This window comes from Reichenbachiella sp. (assembly GCF_039969095.1).
In the GTDB taxonomy this organism is placed as follows: domain Bacteria; phylum Bacteroidota; class Bacteroidia; order Cytophagales; family Cyclobacteriaceae; genus Reichenbachiella.
On the sequence record NZ_JBDVOL010000010.1, the window covers coordinates 266,429 to 282,295 of the forward strand.

Consider the following 15,867-nt stretch of genomic DNA (forward strand, 5'->3'; position numbering starts at 1 on the left):
GAAATTAAAAAGCTCTTGGGTACTCCTGGAGCTTTTTCTATTTTTAGACCATGATCAGAAGAACGCTAGTTTTTATTGTAGTTTTTGTTGCACTATTTTTATTTAGTGCCTGGCTATTTAGCGACATTTTTATTTATTTATGTGTTTCTATCGTTCTGGCTACCATTTTGAGGCCACTTACCAATTTGATCAATCGGACTCATCTCTATCGGATGAGAATGCCCAGGTTTATCGCCATATTAATTTCTTATTGTGTAGTTGTAGCTGTGGTGTTTTCTTTTGTTCTGCTTTTTATTCCATTGATAGCTGAACAAGTCAATGTATTATCAAAAGTGAGTTTTGATGAGGTGTACACGAATTTATCACAACCCATCGTATCGATTGAAAATTTTCTGATAGAATATCAACTAGTAAGTGAAGACGAACATAGTCTCACTGAAACTATCCGATCAAGCGTTTTCGAATTTGTGAGCAATCTCAACTTTAGGAACATTATCAATAATTTATTGACTTTTACTGGAGGGTTTTTTGTTGCTGTTTTAGCCATAGCCTTTATTACTTTCTTTTTGCTTCTGGAAAATGGACTATTGAGCCGACGGCTAATTGCTATAGTGCCCAATCAATACTTCGAATTGTTTATTTCTGCAATACATAAAATAGAACATTTACTTTCCAATTACTTGATTGGATTGGTTTTGCAGATGATGGCTATATTCTCAATGGCTGGTTTAGGATTGTCTATTTTTGGAGTCAAATATGCACTGACGATTGCGGTTTTCGCTGCCGTAGCGAATTTAATCCCGTATATGGGGCCTTTGTTGGGTGCTACTTTTGGTATTATAGTTGGACTTTCTACTAGTGGGCATTTTGCCTTCGATCAAGTGGCGGTTATTCTAATTCTAAAAATTGTTTCCGTGTTTGCAGTGGTTCAGGCAACCGATAATGTGTTGCTCCAACCCCTTATCTTTTCTAAAAGTGTCAAGGCACATCCTTTAGAGATTTTTGTTGTTATCTTTGCGGCCGCAAGTTTAGCAGGTATTCCAGGTATGATAGCCGCTATTCCTGTGTACACGATTTTACGTGTATCAGTGATAGAAATCAGAGATGGATTCAAAAGCTATAGGATTTTTCAAGTTTCAAAAAATATTATATAAATGGGATTGCAATGTGGGATTGTGGGTTTGCCTAACGTAGGTAAATCAACCCTTTTTAATGCATTATCTAATGCTAAGGCAGAAGCTGCCAATTTTCCTTTCTGTACAATAGAGCCTAATGTGGGCGTGATTACGGTGCCAGATGAAAGACTCGGCATATTGGAGAAATTAGTCAAGCCTCAAAAGGTTTTGCCTACTGTTATCGAATTTGTGGATATCGCAGGCTTGGTGAAAGGAGCGAGTAAAGGTGAAGGACTTGGAAATAAGTTTTTGGCCAATATCCGTGAAGTAGACGCGATCGTGCATGTCACTCGATGTTTCAATGACGATAACATTGTTCATGTAGATGGTCATGTGAACCCAGTAGCAGATAAGGATGTAATTGATACAGAACTTCAGCTCAAAGATTTGGAGTCGATCGACAAGCAACTTCAAAAGAATGAAAAGGCTGCAAAATCGGGTGATGCGAAGCTCAAAGTGATGGTAGAAATCCTTAAAGAATACAAGGAGCTCTTAGAGTCTGGTCAAAATGCGAGAGCTTTAGAGTTGACCAAAGAACGAAGGGAAGTAGTTGGCCCATTGCAGTTATTGACTATCAAGCCTGTGATTTATGTCGCTAACGTAGAAGAATCAGCCATTCATACTGGCAACGAACATGTGGAGGCATTAAAAGCAGCTGTTGCTGATGAAAATGCACAAGTGGTTTTGGTGAGTGCGGCGATTGAGTCTCAGATTGCGGAATTTGATGAGCCAGAAGAAAAGGAAATGTTCTTAGAAGAATATGGACTGAAAGAATCAGGTCTCGATAAATTAATCCGTGCGGCTTACGAATTACTTGATTTGATTACCTATTTCACAGCTGGGGTCACAGAGGTAAGAGCCTGGACAATAAAAAAAGGTTGGAAAGCCCCTCAAGCCGCAGGTGTAATTCATACAGACTTTGAAAAAGGTTTTATCAAGGCTGAGGTAATTAAGATTCCGGATTATGAACAATACGGTTCTGAAGCTGGATGTAAAGATGCAGGAAAGCTAGCGATAGAAGGAAAAGACTATGTAGTGAAGGATGGTGATGTGATGCATTTTAGGTTTAATGTCTAAACGTTCTAAAGTAAATTGTAAAAATACAAAGCATGGCGAGAGCTATGCTTTTTTATTTACAGGGAATTGTAGAGTAGACTCTTTGATTGCACACGGAATCAAATTAAGTTTGATATAAACTAATCAATTTATCTATGTCAAACTTAGTGTCAGATATTATGATCACGGATCTCATTACCGTGACTCTGGGAGATAATCTTAAAGAGGTTGCGAACGTCTTTGATAATATCAAAATCCGACACGTGCCTGTTGTTTCTGGAGACACCTTGCTTGGAATGGTGAGCAAGTCTGATGTGGCTATGATGAAGCAGTTTTGTCAAGTACTAGATTCAGGAGGTCGAGCGTTATTTGAAGAGTTAGAGGTGGTAAGTGTCAAAGCACTGATGAAAAAGCCTGTAACAATTGTCCCTAAGGCAACAGTAGAAGCAGCAGCAGATATTTTTCTTAAGAATCATTTTCATGCTTTGCCTGTAGTAGATGGTACTAGATTAATTGGAATTGTCACATCTACAGATTTAATAAAGCATTATAAGAATAAATAGGGATAGTTTTATTGATTGCTTCTTATTTAGAGATTGTATGTGATTTCAAAAGTCACACCTCATTTTTAAGGACTTGGGGTATGATTTACAGGTAAAACTTCGTACTTTTGCCACCTTAAAAATTAACAATTGACCCTCCAAATTAATTTTTAAAACAAAATTTCAACTAATTAAAAGTAGCGATTATGGCATTTGATCTTGACATGATTAAAAAAGTCTATTCCCAAATGGGTGATAGAATCAACAAGGCTAAAGAATTGACGGGCAAGCCGTTGACTTTGGCAGAAAAAATATTGTATTCTCATTTGTCTGAAGGTCAGCCTAAAGAGACCTATACCAGAGGAGAGTCATATGTTGATTTTGCTCCGGATAGAATTGCATGTCAGGATGCTACGGCACAAATGGCCCTTTTGCAATTCATGCAAGCTGGAAAAGCTAAAGTTGCTGTACCTACTACGGTACACTGTGATCACTTGATCCAGGCCAAAGTAGGAGCTGACGAAGATTTGCAAAATGCAATCAACATTTCCAATGAGGTTTTCAACTTCTTGGATTCAGTTTCTAATAAGTACGGCATTGGATTCTGGAAGCCAGGAGCTGGTATTATTCACCAAGTAGTATTAGAAAACTATGCATTTCCTGGTGGAATGATGATCGGAACAGATTCACACACAGTAAATGCAGGTGGTCTGGGAATGGTCGCAGTCGGTGTTGGCGGTGCAGACGCCGTAGATGTAATGGCTGGAATGGCTTGGGAATTAAAATTCCCTAAGCTAATTGGAGTAAAACTAACTGGTAAGCTGAATGGATGGGCATCTTCCAAAGACGTAATCTTGAAAGTGGCTGGTATCCTCACTGTAAAAGGCGGAACTGGTGCTATCGTGGAGTATTTCGGAGAAGGAGCTAAAAACCTGTCTTGTACTGGAAAAGGAACGATTTGTAACATGGGTGCCGAGATAGGAGCGACTACTTCTACTTTCGGGTATGACGATTCCATGGAAAGATATTTAAGAGCTACGGATAGGTCTGAAGTAGCTGACTTGGCGAATGGCATTAAAGAACATTTGACAGGTGATGATGAAGTTTATGCCAATCCTGAAAAATATTTTGATCAAGTAATTGAAATTGACCTTTCAACTTTGGCTCCTCATGTCAATGGTCCATTTACGCCTGATTTGGCAACACCAATCAGCGAAATGAGAGAAAAAGCGGCAGCAAATGACTGGCCAACTAAAGTGGAGTGGGGATTGATCGGATCTTGTACGAACTCATCATATGAAGATATGTCACGTGCGGCTTCTATTGTGGAGCAGGCTGTGGCGCATGGTATCAAACCTAAAGCTGAATTTGGAATCAATCCAGGTTCTGAGCAAGTGAGATATACGATAGAAAGAGATGGAATCATCGAAACTTTCGAGAAAATGGGTACTAAGGTATTCACAAATGCCTGTGGGCCATGTATTGGACAATGGGCAAGAGCTGGCGCTGACAAGCAAGAGAAGAATACGATTGTTCACTCTTTTAATAGAAACTTTGCAAAAAGAGCGGATGGTAACCCAAACACACATGCGTTTGTGACTTCTCCTGAAATGGTAGCTGCTATCGCTATCTCCGGTGATTTAGGATTTAATCCAATCACGGATACCTTGACTAATGATGCTGGTGAACAAATCAAATTGAATCCTCCTAAAGGGGATGAATTGCCAACCAAAGGATTTGATGTGGAAGATCCAGGTTATCAAGCACCTGCGGAAGATGGATCTGGCGTGACTATTTCTGTCGCAGAAGACTCTAAAAGATTGCAATTGCTTGCTGGTTTTGCTCCTTGGGATGGAGAAAACATCACGGGTGCTAAATTGTTAATCAAAGCGCAAGGAAAATGTACCACTGACCATATTTCTATGGCAGGCCCATGGTTGAGATTCAGAGGACACTTGGATAACATTGCTGACAATACTTTGATAGGTGCTGTGAACGCATTCAATGGCGAAACGGATAAGGTAAAAAGCCAAATCGATGGTAACTACGATGCCGTACCAGCAACGCAGAGAAAATATAAAGCAGCTGGAATCCCTACTATTGTGGTGGGAGATCAGAATTACGGTGAAGGTTCTTCAAGAGAACATGCTGCGATGCAACCTAGACATTTGGGTGTAAGAGCGGTTTTAGTGAAGTCATTTGCAAGAATCCATGAAACCAACTTGAAAAAGCAAGGGATGCTTGGTTTGACATTTGCAAACGAAGCTGATTATGACAAAATCCAAGAAGATGATACTTTCGACTTCATCGATTTGAAAGATTTTGCTCCTGGAAAACCTTTGACAATTTTGGCTAAGCACGCAGATGGTTCTGAAGATACAATCGTAACGAATCATACTTATAATGAGGGTCAAATAGAATGGTTCAAGGCTGGATCAGCATTGAATTTGATCAAAAGACAAAATAACGGGTAAGGCGAGTCGTTAGGTTCGGTACTGGTTAGACCAACCGAATGCTTAAAAACTCGTATCTTTAAACAAACTTTTAAGAAAATACCAAGCAACGGTTTCAGCAATGAGACCGTTCTTTTTTATTATAAATCAAACAACATGAGTGTATCATATTATACAGCAGAAGGGCTTCAGAAATTAAAAGATGAACTGAATCACCTTCAAACACATGGAAGAACTGATATCGCTAAACAGATTGCAGAAGCAAGAGATAAAGGCGATTTGAGTGAAAATGCCGAATACGATGCGGCAAAGGATGCGCAAGGCTTATTGGAATTGAAAATTGCAAAATTGGAAGTTGTAGTAGGAAATGCTAGAGTAATTGACGAGTCTCAAATAGATACTTCTAAAGCGTCAATACTTTCAACTGTGAAAATTAAAAACAAGAAAAACGGCATGGAAGTGAAATATACACTAGTAGCCGAAGAAGAGGCAGACTTGAAAGCTGCAAAAATTTCAGTGAAATCTCCTTTCGGAAAAGGTCTTTTAGGAAAGAAAGTGGGAGAAACTGCAATTGTGGAAGCACCAGCAGGTAAGATAGAATTTGAGATATTAGAAATAGGACTAGCCTAATTATGCCTAGCATATTCAGTAAAATTATAAATCGAGAAATACCTGCGCACATCGTTGCTGAAAATGATGATTTTCTGGCATTTCTCGATATCAACCCTCTGATGGAAGGTCATTGTTTGGCTATTCCAAAAGTAGATGTGGACTATATCTATGATTTGGAGGATGAAACTTTAGCAGGATTGCATTTATTTGCTAAAAGAGTGGCGCTTGGTATTCAAGCAGCTATTCCATGTGAGCGAATTGCAGTATCTGTTTTGGGACTTGAGGTACCACATGCACATGTACATCTAATTCCTATGAATAGCATGGATGATGCAAATTTTGCTCGTCCAAAATTGAAACCTTCACAAGAAGAATTAGCTGAAACAGCACAAATGATAAAATCAGCCATTGAGCTGTAACCTGACCTAATGGTCCAAATCGAAAAAGCCATAACTTATACTGGGCATTCTGATGCCGTTTATACCCTTGAAAAAGGTGTAGAGCCCCATTTGTTTTATTCAGCTGGTGGAGATGGAAATATCGTAGAATGGGATCTGAATAAGACTGAAACTGGACGTTTGATAGCCAAGGTTGCCGCATCGGTTTATGCCATTCGATTAGTTCCCCAACGTCATTTGCTTATCGTCGCTCAAAATTACGAAGGCATACATTTGATTGATGTACTTTCTAATAAGGAAGTGGGTTCATTGCAGTTTACGACTTCTGCTATTTTCGATATGAAAGTAGTAAAGGATTTGTTGATTGTAGGGACTGGAGATGGGAAATTGGTTGTTATTGATTTGCCAAAATTGAAAGTGCTGCATGAAGTAGAGGTATGCGATCAGAATATTCGTGATATTCTAATCACAGAAGATAATCATTGCCTAGTAGCATCAAGTGATAGTTTTATCCGGAAATATCAATTACCAAACTTCGAATTGGTAGAGGAAATCCATGCCCATGAAAACTCGGTATTTGCCTTATTGGCAAAAGAAAATACATTAATAAGTGCCAGTAGAGACGCTAGATTAAAATTTTGGGATCTTGATGGTCTTAAGTTGGATGAATCTATCAATGCTCATATGTATGCTATAAACGATATAGTAGAAAGACAAGACGGAGCATATCTGGCGACGGCGAGCATGGATAAAACGATCAAAATTTGGGACTACGCACAACGAAAATTGATCAAAGTTATTGACAAAGCACGGCATAAAGGGCACTTCACTTCAGTTAATAAATTGCTATGGATGGAGCATAAGGACTATTTAATCTCCTGTAGCGATGATCGTTCTATAGGGGTTTGGCGCATTGATATTAAGAAATAATGTTTATAATTGCATTATAAGCCGCCACTTAAGTAATTAAACTACCAGTTTGTACGTATTAATATAAGTATATTAAGATTGATAGGTATAGAAAACTACTAATCGAAAATAGCTTGGACCAAACATCTTTCGGATGAGGTGATGCATTCACAATTGACCCATTTGGTGTTTAAAGATCTATAGACAGATGAAGATTACTCCATTAGAAATTAGGCAAAAGACGTTCGAGAAGTCTTTTAGAGGACTGGACAAGGACGAAGTAACAGCATTTTTATTATCCCTTTCACACGAATGGGAACGTTTTCTTGACGAAAACAAGGACTTAAAGCAGCAGCGAGAAAAGCTGGAAAAAGAAGTTCAAAAACTGAGAGAAGTAGAAACTACGCTTTTCAAAACCTTAAAAACAGCTGAAGATACTGGTGCAAGTGTGGTTGATCAGGCCAACAAAACTGCAGCACTTCATTTGAAGGAAACGCAAATTAATGCGGATGCCATGATTAGCGATGCTAAAAACAAGGCTAGAGCGATTATCGAAAGGGCTGAAATGGAAGCTCGAGACGTCATGGAAGAGATGACTGGAGAGGTGAAAGAATTGGAGGAAAATTACCGCATCATAGAAAATCAAAGAGATAATATCATTTCTCAACTGAAAATGCTCTCAGGAGATGTGATGAGTAAGGTGGAGAAAGTAAAATATCAGGAATCTGGCATTGAAACTCACGTAAAAAAGGTAAAGCAATTGCTTAGAGAAACTTCAGAGCGTGTAAGTAATCATTCTGATGAAAGCGTGTCAAGAATTGAATCGATCAAGCTTGATGAAGTAAAAAAGGAGCCAACCCAGGAAGAAAACCTGGTTGAAGCTAGACCAGTAGTCGATGATCAATCTGCGGTCAAGAAAAATTACATATCTGATGAGAATCCAATAACAAGAACAGCTCCAGCGCCTGCCGTAGCTAAACCTAAGGTGAAGAAAGAGCCTGTGGTAGAAGGTGGATTGTCTTTTTTCGATGAATTGGAAGACTAATAAATGACAACAATAAGGTTGGAGGGATTGGACTTCTTTGCCCATCATGGGTATTATGAAGAGGAGAGAAAAGTAGGGAATAAATATACCGTAGACGTAGAAGTAACTGTAGACAATACAGTCTTTACGGATGATGATTTGGATCAAACCATTAACTACGAAGAGATATATTTGACAGTGTCTACGATCATGTCAGTTTCCACAAAATTATTGGAAACATTGGCCTCATCCATGTGTCGAGAGTTATTGAAACAGTTCTCTTCTATATCCCAAGTGCGATCTACTGTAAGTAAACATAATCCACCAATCAAAGGAGTTTGTAAAAAAGCTTCCGTTACGATAACTCAATCCAGATAATTTATTTGCCAGCTATGCAACTTCTTTAGAAGTGTCATGTCTTTTGATTGTATTTATTTACAAACCATAAAGTCATGAAAAAAACACTAGTAGCAATATTCACTTTAAGCGCTGTTTTCCTCTCATTAAGTAGTTTAGCTCAAAAGAAAAAATTCTCTTTTAATGAAGTGTATCAAGTCGATGGCTCGCCCAAATTGACCGTCACAACTAATGATGGCGACATAGAAGTATTCCCTTCTGATCGTAATGAAATAGAAGTATTCTACATAGTAGAAAGGAATAATGAGGTTATAAATATTTCACCGAAGGAGTTGGAAGAAGACTTTATTATTGATATTTCTTCAGACCAGGGTTTTCTAAATATATCAGTAAAACAGCGATATCAATACCGAAACAATGATTGGCGGAATAGAATCAATGTATCATTTGATATTTATTGTCCGATTAAATCTTCATGTGATCTGCAATCTTCGGATGGAGATATAAAGCTAAGAGGTTTGACAGCCGATCAGAAATTACAAACCAGCGACGGAGACGTAGAAATAATCAAAGTAACTGGAGATGTTTACGCTCGAACTTCAGACGGAGATATTACAATTCGGCAAGTGGTTGGCAATGTAGAATCCATCACCAGTGATGGAGATATAGAGTTGGGAAATATTGAAGGCAATGTAGAAGGAAAAACCTCTGATGGTGATGTAGACCTAGAAGATATAAATGGACGAGTGGATTTGGTGACCAGCGATGGTGATATCAATGCAGAAAAAATAGTAGGGGATATGAAATTGACCAGTAGTGATGGTGACTTACGTATAGGACAATCTGAAGGCGAAATGATTATTAACACCTCAGATGGTGATATCTCTTTCAGAAATCTGTCAGGATCTTTAAAAGCAAGAACGTCTGATGGAGAGATCAAAGGGAACATCGTGCGGTTAGACGATAGTTTGGAGCTTCGCACCTCTGATGGCAATATAGTAGTTACCATTCCAGATGCTATGGGATTGGATTTGGTGTTGCGAGGAGAAACGATCAGAACTGTATTGGATAACTTTTCTGGTACATCCAAGGATCATATAGTAGAAGGTGAAGTGAATGGAGGGGGTATGTTGGTCGATTTGCATGCATCAGATGGTACAGTAAGTTTGTCTTATGATTAATTAGCTTGATAGAAATGAATAGAAAGGCTTCTTGTGGAAACAGGAAGCCTTTTTTGGCTTAAGTGACTTTTCTAATAATATTTTTAGACAAATCTAAAAAATAAACTAGTTTTGCTTTAAAATATTATTAGAATAGTAGAAATGAAAAGAATTTACTTTCTGTCGCTTTATATGATCATCATGCTAAGCTGTGAAGAGATCATGCCAAGCGCTCCCGCAGACAATGAAGTACTAGATGGACCGATAGAAGGCTTGTCAGCGGCTCAGATGCGAGTATTCTTAGCTGGAGATGAAAGGTTTTCGGAGGTGTTTACTCCTGAAACTGGTTTGGGGCCATATTTTGTAACCTCTTCATGTATTGCCTGTCACCCAGGAGATGGAAAAGGTCACCCATCGTCCGGATTGACTCGGTTTGGAAAATTTACTAATGGCAGTTTTGATCACATGTTGGATCAAGGTGGTCCGCAGTTACAAAATAGAGCTATTCCAGGTTTTGAAGCCGAGCTTATTCCCTCTGAGGCTACAGGCGTCACGACTTTTCTGGCACCGGCAGTTACCGGCCTTGGTTTACTAGACGCTGTTTCCGACGCGGATATATTAGCGAATGCTGATCCTAATGATTTAGATGGAGATGGCATCTCAGGAGTTCCTAATTACATAGAAGCGCCAGATTTTTTCGAACCACGAGCAATTCATCTAGCTAACGGAACTTCTTACATCGGCCGATTTGGTAAAAAAGCTGGGGCTATCGATTTGAAAATGCAGACAGTGGGTGCTTATAAGCAGGATATGGGGATCACTTCTGATTTTGATCTCGAAGACCCTATTAATTTCAACGATTCAGATATTACAATAGGTAATGTAGATGATCCTGAAGTGTCTGCCGCCACTGTAAATGAAGTAGTATTTTATTTGAGTACTCTCAAACCTCCTTTGAGAAGGAACGAAAATGATCCGGCAGTGAAAAATGGGGAGGAGCTATTTGAACAAATAGGGTGTACTTCTTGTCATTTACCAACCTTGCAAACTGGAGATCATGCCGTATCTGCTTTATCCAATCAAACTTTTCATCCCTATACGGATTTGCTCATGCATGATATGGGACCTGAATTGGACGATGGCTATACCGAAGGCATAGCTGACACGGATGAATGGAAAACCCCAGCACTTTGGGGACTTGGATTGTCAAAAGATGCACAAGGCGGAACCTACTTTTTACTGCATGATGGAAGGGCGAGAAGCATCGAAGAAGCTATTTTACTTCATGGTGGCGAAGCCGCTCTATCGGCTATAAATTTCTCAGAATTATCAGAAGAGAATCGCGCATTTGTCATCCAATTTTTAGAATCCTTATAATATGGAAAGAAGAAAATTCATTAGGAAAACAGGTATGGCGTGCCTAGGTACATTGGCAGGTGGAGCGTTGCTGTCTTCGTGCGCAAAAGTCTACTACGCTCAATATTCAGTTGAAAATAATAGTATCAAGGTGGCAAAATCTGAGTTTGACGAGCGGACAGCAGTTGTCGTGAAGGACGATCGACTGCCAGCACCCATCTATCTCATCAAGCAAGACGAAGCCTATTCAGCAGTCTTGATGTTGTGCACGCACAAGGAATGCGAAGTGACGCCGTTTGGTCAAGAGCTCCACTGTCCGTGCCATGGCAGTGAATTCACTAACACGGGTCAAGTACTTACAGGACCTGCCGAAGAAGACCTCAAAAAATTTAAAGTAACTACAAACGAAGACTTCATATTTATTACCTGATTGGGTAATCTGATTTTAATAGACATGAAAAATTATCTAGCACTTTTCATATTATATATTTTGGTGATCAGTCCGGTTTTCTCACAAGAAGCTGATTCTAGTTATACCAACCTCGAAGCCATATTTAATAGACCATTTATTTACGAAGCTCAGCGTGGGGCTTCTTCCGCTTCTATAGGTGGTTACATTGAAGGCAATACTAATTATTTCACAACCGACGGTGTTTCGGATGGTTTCAGCATGGAATTGAGAAGGTTCAATATCTTCCTATTTGCTACTGTACATGAACGAGTTAAATTCATATCTGAGTTGGAGTTTGAGCATGGAACGGAAGAAATAGCATTAGAAACAGCACTGTTAGATTTCGAAATCCATCCAGCATTTGTTTTCCGTATGGGAATTTTGTTGCCACCTATTGGTTATTTCAATCAAAATCATGACAGCCCAAAATGGGAATTTATTGATCGACCGTTGGTCTCTACAGATGTGATTCCCTCTACGTTGTCCGAAATGGGAATGGGTTTCTATGGAAAGGTTCCGGTAGGCAAACACAAAATGACTTATGAATTGTATATCACGAATGGTTTGCAAGCTGGCATCATTGCCAATACAGAAAATCGCACCTTTTTGGGTGCTGGCAAGTCCGAAGAAATGTTTGCAGAAGACAATAACGGGGTACCTTCTCTTTCCAGTCGTGTAGCTTTCAATGTGTCAGGTCTGGGAGAGTTTGGAGTATCGGGCTACTCTGGGATCTACAATGAATTTGAAATAGAAGGAGAGTCAGTCGATGACAAACGTAGAGTGAGTTTGTTTGCGTTGGATTACAATTTTCAATTAGCCAAATTAAAATTGATAGGGGAGACCGCTTGGGCTTTCATTGATATACCAGATGCTTATGGACAGCAATTTGGTAAAAAACAGGTAGGCACTCATTTGGATCTGATTTATCCAATTCTCAAAAGGGATATATTGGGTTGGAAAAGCGTCACTCTTAACCTCATCAACCGCTTAGAATATGTGGATTACAATGTGGATGAATTTGAATCAACAGAAAGTAATATCTATGATGAAATCTATGCTATCGTACCCGGCTTGAGTTTGAGATTTTCAAGCAATACCTTACTCAGATTTAATTATAGAAGACATTGGGAAAGAGATTTTCTTGGTAATCCAGTTTCTAAGACAGCTGGGGTTCAATTTGGATTTGCAAGTTACTTTTAAACAAAAAAAATTGAGACCTGTCTTTAACACCCGTTTGGTGTACTAGAGCAAGTCTCAATGTGCATAAGAAGAAAATTGATCTTTTGGGGTGATTTATATCACCCTAATTTTATTTCCAAGGTTTGAAATTCTTGGCTGCTGGCCCCTTTAGGCTATTCTTTCTAGTGTCTCTTTTGATAGTTACTTTGTTTTCATCGGCTGTAGCGTCAGCCCATACTTTTTGATTTTTAGCCTCAGGACCTTTTACGGCAGTTTGGTCAGCGTCAGTGTACACTACAGCTGATTTGCTATCGTCTTGCCAAACTTTATAATTCTTAGCTTTTGGTCCTTTTAAATCATTCTTGCTTTGTGCTTGACTAACCGTGCAAGCAATAAATAGAGTGGCGAATACAAATATTAACTTTTTCATCGTTGCGTTATTTATTGGGTTGAACATCTCTTGATTAATTACATAGGCAAGTTAGTAGTATATGTCTTTCATCAGGCTCTATATTAACGCTGAAATTGTGCTAAGTAAATATACGGATATGGCTTAAAATAGCCTTGAGGCCAGTTTTTTCGATGTTTCGAGAGTGAGGGTAAATGTTCAACCTATAAAATGTAAATCAACAATTTCATGATGAAAATGAGTTGAAAAATGAACGAAAAATGATTTAGAAACTGAATAATTGAGGGTTATTGGTAAATATGAAATTGGGTTGTTTTACACAATAGAGTTTCTTTTTATTTTTTGATTATTGAAATGCTAAAACGTTATTCCGAAAAAGATTCATAGTAATACAAGTAGAATTCTAATTCGTTATCTTTTTTTAGTTGATCAATTAAATAATTGAAACCATCTTGCGAAGCAGGACTGTATTGATTCAATTGTGGTAAGTCTACAATTTTTCTAATCTCACTTTTATTGAGCATAGCATTAAGTGTGATGTCTAAATTGTTAAACAAACTAGGGTTTGAGGTTTGGTTTGTCGCCCACACTGCATGTGGAATAGGGATAGATTCCCACAATACATTGATGGAATTTTTAAGTTGTGCATTGGCTTTAATCTCTTCTCTGATCCACTGACAGGAACAAGCACCCAAAGCGATACTTCCTTCACTTACTTTTTTTATAACGTCTTGATGTGCAGATTCAAATTTCACTCCTTTGAAACCGCTTTCCAGACTCTGCTCTATCAGTTGCGTCAGATAGATTCTTGGAATAATGTGTCCTGATGTGGATGAAGCATAGGTGAATGAAACTTCAATAGATTTACTATCATCAGCGATGTCTTTGGTCGATTTGATCATGGATTTTTTATTTGCAATTAGACAGCTCTTGTAGGTTAGCGTCTTACCGTCTTTGTCTGCGCGAACCAAGTAGGGTTGAAATGGCAATTCAGTCACTTGAGCGAATGCGTATCCAAAAGCACTAGTGTAAATCAGGTCGTATTGGGATGGATTGCTGCTTAGTTCTAATAAAGAGTTGAAATTTTCAAACTGTACATAAGCATCAAGTTTCTCGTTTAGAAAATCTGCAATGGGTTTGAACTTTTCTGCAGGCATGAATCGATCAAGACCAATAGATAATGTGTCTCCAGATGTTTGTGCAAAAGAAATTGTCGTACATGAAAGTAGACTAAACAATATGATGATATTGCATTTTGAGGTAATGTGCTTTCTCATAGCAATAGGGTTAAATGAATGGTAGGAGGCTTATTTAAATATACTCATTTTTGGTCGGAATTGTCTTGTAGGTGACGTTTTGTAACTTGAAAGAGCATACAGGGGCATTAAAAACAAAAAGTCCCGATGGCAATCGGGACTTTTTTACTATTCACTAAAATCTATCAGTTTCCTGATGAGTTTCTTTAAATGTCTTTGACTTTTAGGTTGAGTATTCCAGCGATGATGAAGGCTACACCGCTAGTGACTAATGCAAATACGGGATTCCCAGCATAAAGATACTTGACTAGTGGGCCACCGATCAATGCATTAATGATTTGTGGTATCACAATGAAGAAATTGAAGATGCCCATATACACGCCCATTTTATGTGCTGGGATAGAACCAACGAGCATGGCATAAGGCATGGCTAGAATACTTGCCCAAGAAATTCCGATCAAAACCATCGAAAAAATAAGGAAAGTAGGATCCGGTGCCAGATAAATGCTGATCAGGCCAAACCCTCCTAAAATAAGAGAGTAAGTGTGTGTGGCTTTTCTTCCTAATTTTTTTGCTATAGCTGGAAGGAAGAAAGCATAGATCGCAGACACACCATTGTAAATGCCAAACAGAATGCCTACCCAATCACCAGCATCTTGATACAGCTTAGAAGAATGATCGGATAGAGGAAGCCCGTAGACATGATGGGCAATGGCCGGCGTAGCATACACCCACATGCCAAACAAACCAAACCAAGAGAAGAACTGCACCCAGCTCAATTGCCTCATGGTAAACGGCATATTTTTGAAATCTGTGAAAATGTTGAGGAGGCCTTTGTCATTGGCTGTATCTTCTTGACTCGCATCGGAAAAATTTGCTAATTCTTCTGGTGTATATTCTTTGGTCGTTAGAATGGTCACCATGATACAGCCAACCAAAGTCAATGCGCCTATCACAAAGGATAGAATCAGATTGAGGGGTACATCTCCAGCTGCAGCTTCGTTTGATATGCCAAACCAGTTGGTGAGGGCATAAGGCAACCATGAGCCTACTACAGCTCCAAGGCCGATCAATACGGTCTGAATACTAAAGCCTAAGGTTCGCTGGTCAGCGGGCATCATATCTGCCACCAAAGCTCGGAAAGGCTCCATCGCGATATTGAAAGAGGCATCCATCACCATCAGCATGCCTGCGCCAATCCATAAGGCCGGAAAGATTGCGGTGAGCGCTCCCGCATTTGGCATGGCAATCAGACCAATAGCAGCCAGTATGGCTCCGGTTAGGAAAAAGGGCTTTCTGCGACCCATTTTAGTCCAGGTCTTGTCACTATAGTGACCAACAATAGGTTGGACAATTAATCCCATCAAAGGGGCTACAATCCAAAACCAAGACAACTCGTGCACATCTGCTCCAAAAATCTGGAGGATTCTACTGGCATTGGCATTCTGTAGGGCAAAGCCCATCTGTATACCCAAGAATCCAAAGCTCAGATTCCATACTTCCCAAAAGCTTAGCTGTCGTTTCTCCATC

General features: G+C 39.2%; 16 protein-coding genes. 13 read left to right on the plus strand and 3 right to left on the minus strand.

Features of this window, described 5'->3' with window-relative positions:
• Nucleotides 1–50 precede the first annotated feature (50 nt).
• The 13 genes from ABJH98_RS04495 to ABJH98_RS04555 all read left to right on the plus strand — a co-directional run bounded on the left by ABJH98_RS04495 (nt 51) and on the right by ABJH98_RS04555 (nt 12,693).
• Nucleotides 51–1,154: an AI-2E family transporter gene (locus ABJH98_RS04495; protein ID WP_348306437.1), complete on the plus strand. Its 1,104-nt coding sequence runs from the start codon at nt 51–53 to the stop codon at nt 1,152–1,154.
• A complete protein-coding gene (gene ychF / locus ABJH98_RS04500; RefSeq protein ID WP_348306438.1) occupies nt 1,155–2,252 on the plus strand; it encodes a redox-regulated ATPase YchF in 1,098 nt (365 codons plus the stop codon).
• Nucleotides 2,253–2,386: 134 nt separating this feature from the next.
• A complete protein-coding gene (locus ABJH98_RS04505) occupies nt 2,387–2,794 on the plus strand; it encodes a CBS domain-containing protein (RefSeq protein ID WP_348306439.1) in 408 nt (135 codons plus the stop codon).
• Between the two features lie 185 nt (nt 2,795–2,979).
• Nucleotides 2,980–5,247, plus strand: a complete 2,268-nt coding sequence (locus ABJH98_RS04510; protein ID WP_348306440.1) for an aconitate hydratase — start codon at nt 2,980–2,982, stop codon at nt 5,245–5,247.
• A 135-nt stretch (nt 5,248–5,382) separates the two neighbouring features.
• Complete coding sequence (greA, locus tag ABJH98_RS04515; protein WP_348306441.1) at nt 5,383–5,856, plus strand: transcription elongation factor GreA; 474 nt, start codon at nt 5,383–5,385, stop codon at nt 5,854–5,856.
• A gap of 2 nt (nt 5,857–5,858) precedes the next feature.
• Nucleotides 5,859–6,257: an HIT family protein gene (locus ABJH98_RS04520; RefSeq protein WP_348306442.1), complete on the plus strand. Its 399-nt coding sequence runs from the start codon at nt 5,859–5,861 to the stop codon at nt 6,255–6,257.
• Nucleotides 6,258–6,266: 9 nt separating this feature from the next.
• Nucleotides 6,267–7,166, plus strand: coding sequence for a WD40 repeat domain-containing protein (locus tag ABJH98_RS04525; protein ID WP_348306443.1), 900 nt, complete (start codon nt 6,267–6,269; stop codon nt 7,164–7,166).
• A 187-nt stretch (nt 7,167–7,353) separates the two neighbouring features.
• Entirely contained in the window at nt 7,354–8,190 is an 837-nt protein-coding gene (locus ABJH98_RS04530; RefSeq protein ID WP_348306444.1) for a DivIVA domain-containing protein, read from the plus strand.
• A 3-nt stretch (nt 8,191–8,193) separates the two neighbouring features.
• Complete coding sequence (gene folB, locus ABJH98_RS04535; protein WP_348306445.1) at nt 8,194–8,547, plus strand: dihydroneopterin aldolase; 354 nt, start codon at nt 8,194–8,196, stop codon at nt 8,545–8,547.
• A gap of 74 nt (nt 8,548–8,621) precedes the next feature.
• Nucleotides 8,622–9,707, plus strand: a complete 1,086-nt coding sequence (locus tag ABJH98_RS04540; protein WP_348306446.1) for a DUF4097 family beta strand repeat-containing protein — start codon at nt 8,622–8,624, stop codon at nt 9,705–9,707.
• A 141-nt stretch (nt 9,708–9,848) separates the two neighbouring features.
• Nucleotides 9,849–11,063, plus strand: a complete 1,215-nt coding sequence (locus ABJH98_RS04545) for a di-heme oxidoredictase family protein (RefSeq protein ID WP_348306447.1) — start codon at nt 9,849–9,851, stop codon at nt 11,061–11,063.
• A gap of 1 nt (nt 11,064) precedes the next feature.
• Complete coding sequence (locus ABJH98_RS04550) at nt 11,065–11,472, plus strand: Rieske (2Fe-2S) protein (protein WP_348306448.1); 408 nt, start codon at nt 11,065–11,067, stop codon at nt 11,470–11,472.
• Between the two features lie 24 nt (nt 11,473–11,496).
• Nucleotides 11,497–12,693, plus strand: a complete 1,197-nt coding sequence (locus ABJH98_RS04555) for a hypothetical protein (RefSeq protein WP_348306449.1) — start codon at nt 11,497–11,499, stop codon at nt 12,691–12,693.
• Nucleotides 12,694–12,802: 109 nt separating this feature from the next.
• Here ABJH98_RS04555 and ABJH98_RS04560 read toward each other — a convergent pair whose 3' ends face one another.
• The 3 genes from ABJH98_RS04560 to ABJH98_RS04570 form a co-directional block, all read right to left on the minus strand.
• Entirely contained in the window at nt 12,803–13,102 is a 300-nt protein-coding gene (locus ABJH98_RS04560) for a hypothetical protein (protein ID WP_348306450.1), read from the minus strand.
• Between the two features lie 344 nt (nt 13,103–13,446).
• Nucleotides 13,447–14,358 (minus strand): PhnD/SsuA/transferrin family substrate-binding protein, encoded by a 912-nt coding sequence (locus ABJH98_RS04565; protein WP_348306451.1) that lies wholly within the window; start codon nt 14,356–14,358, stop codon nt 13,447–13,449.
• 185 nt (nt 14,359–14,543) lie between these two features.
• The gene (locus ABJH98_RS04570; RefSeq protein ID WP_348306452.1) at nt 14,544–15,866 is read right to left on the minus strand and encodes an MFS transporter; all 1,323 of its coding nucleotides are present in this window, start codon (nt 15,864–15,866) and stop codon (nt 14,544–14,546) included.
• Nucleotide 15,867 lies beyond the last annotated feature (1 nt).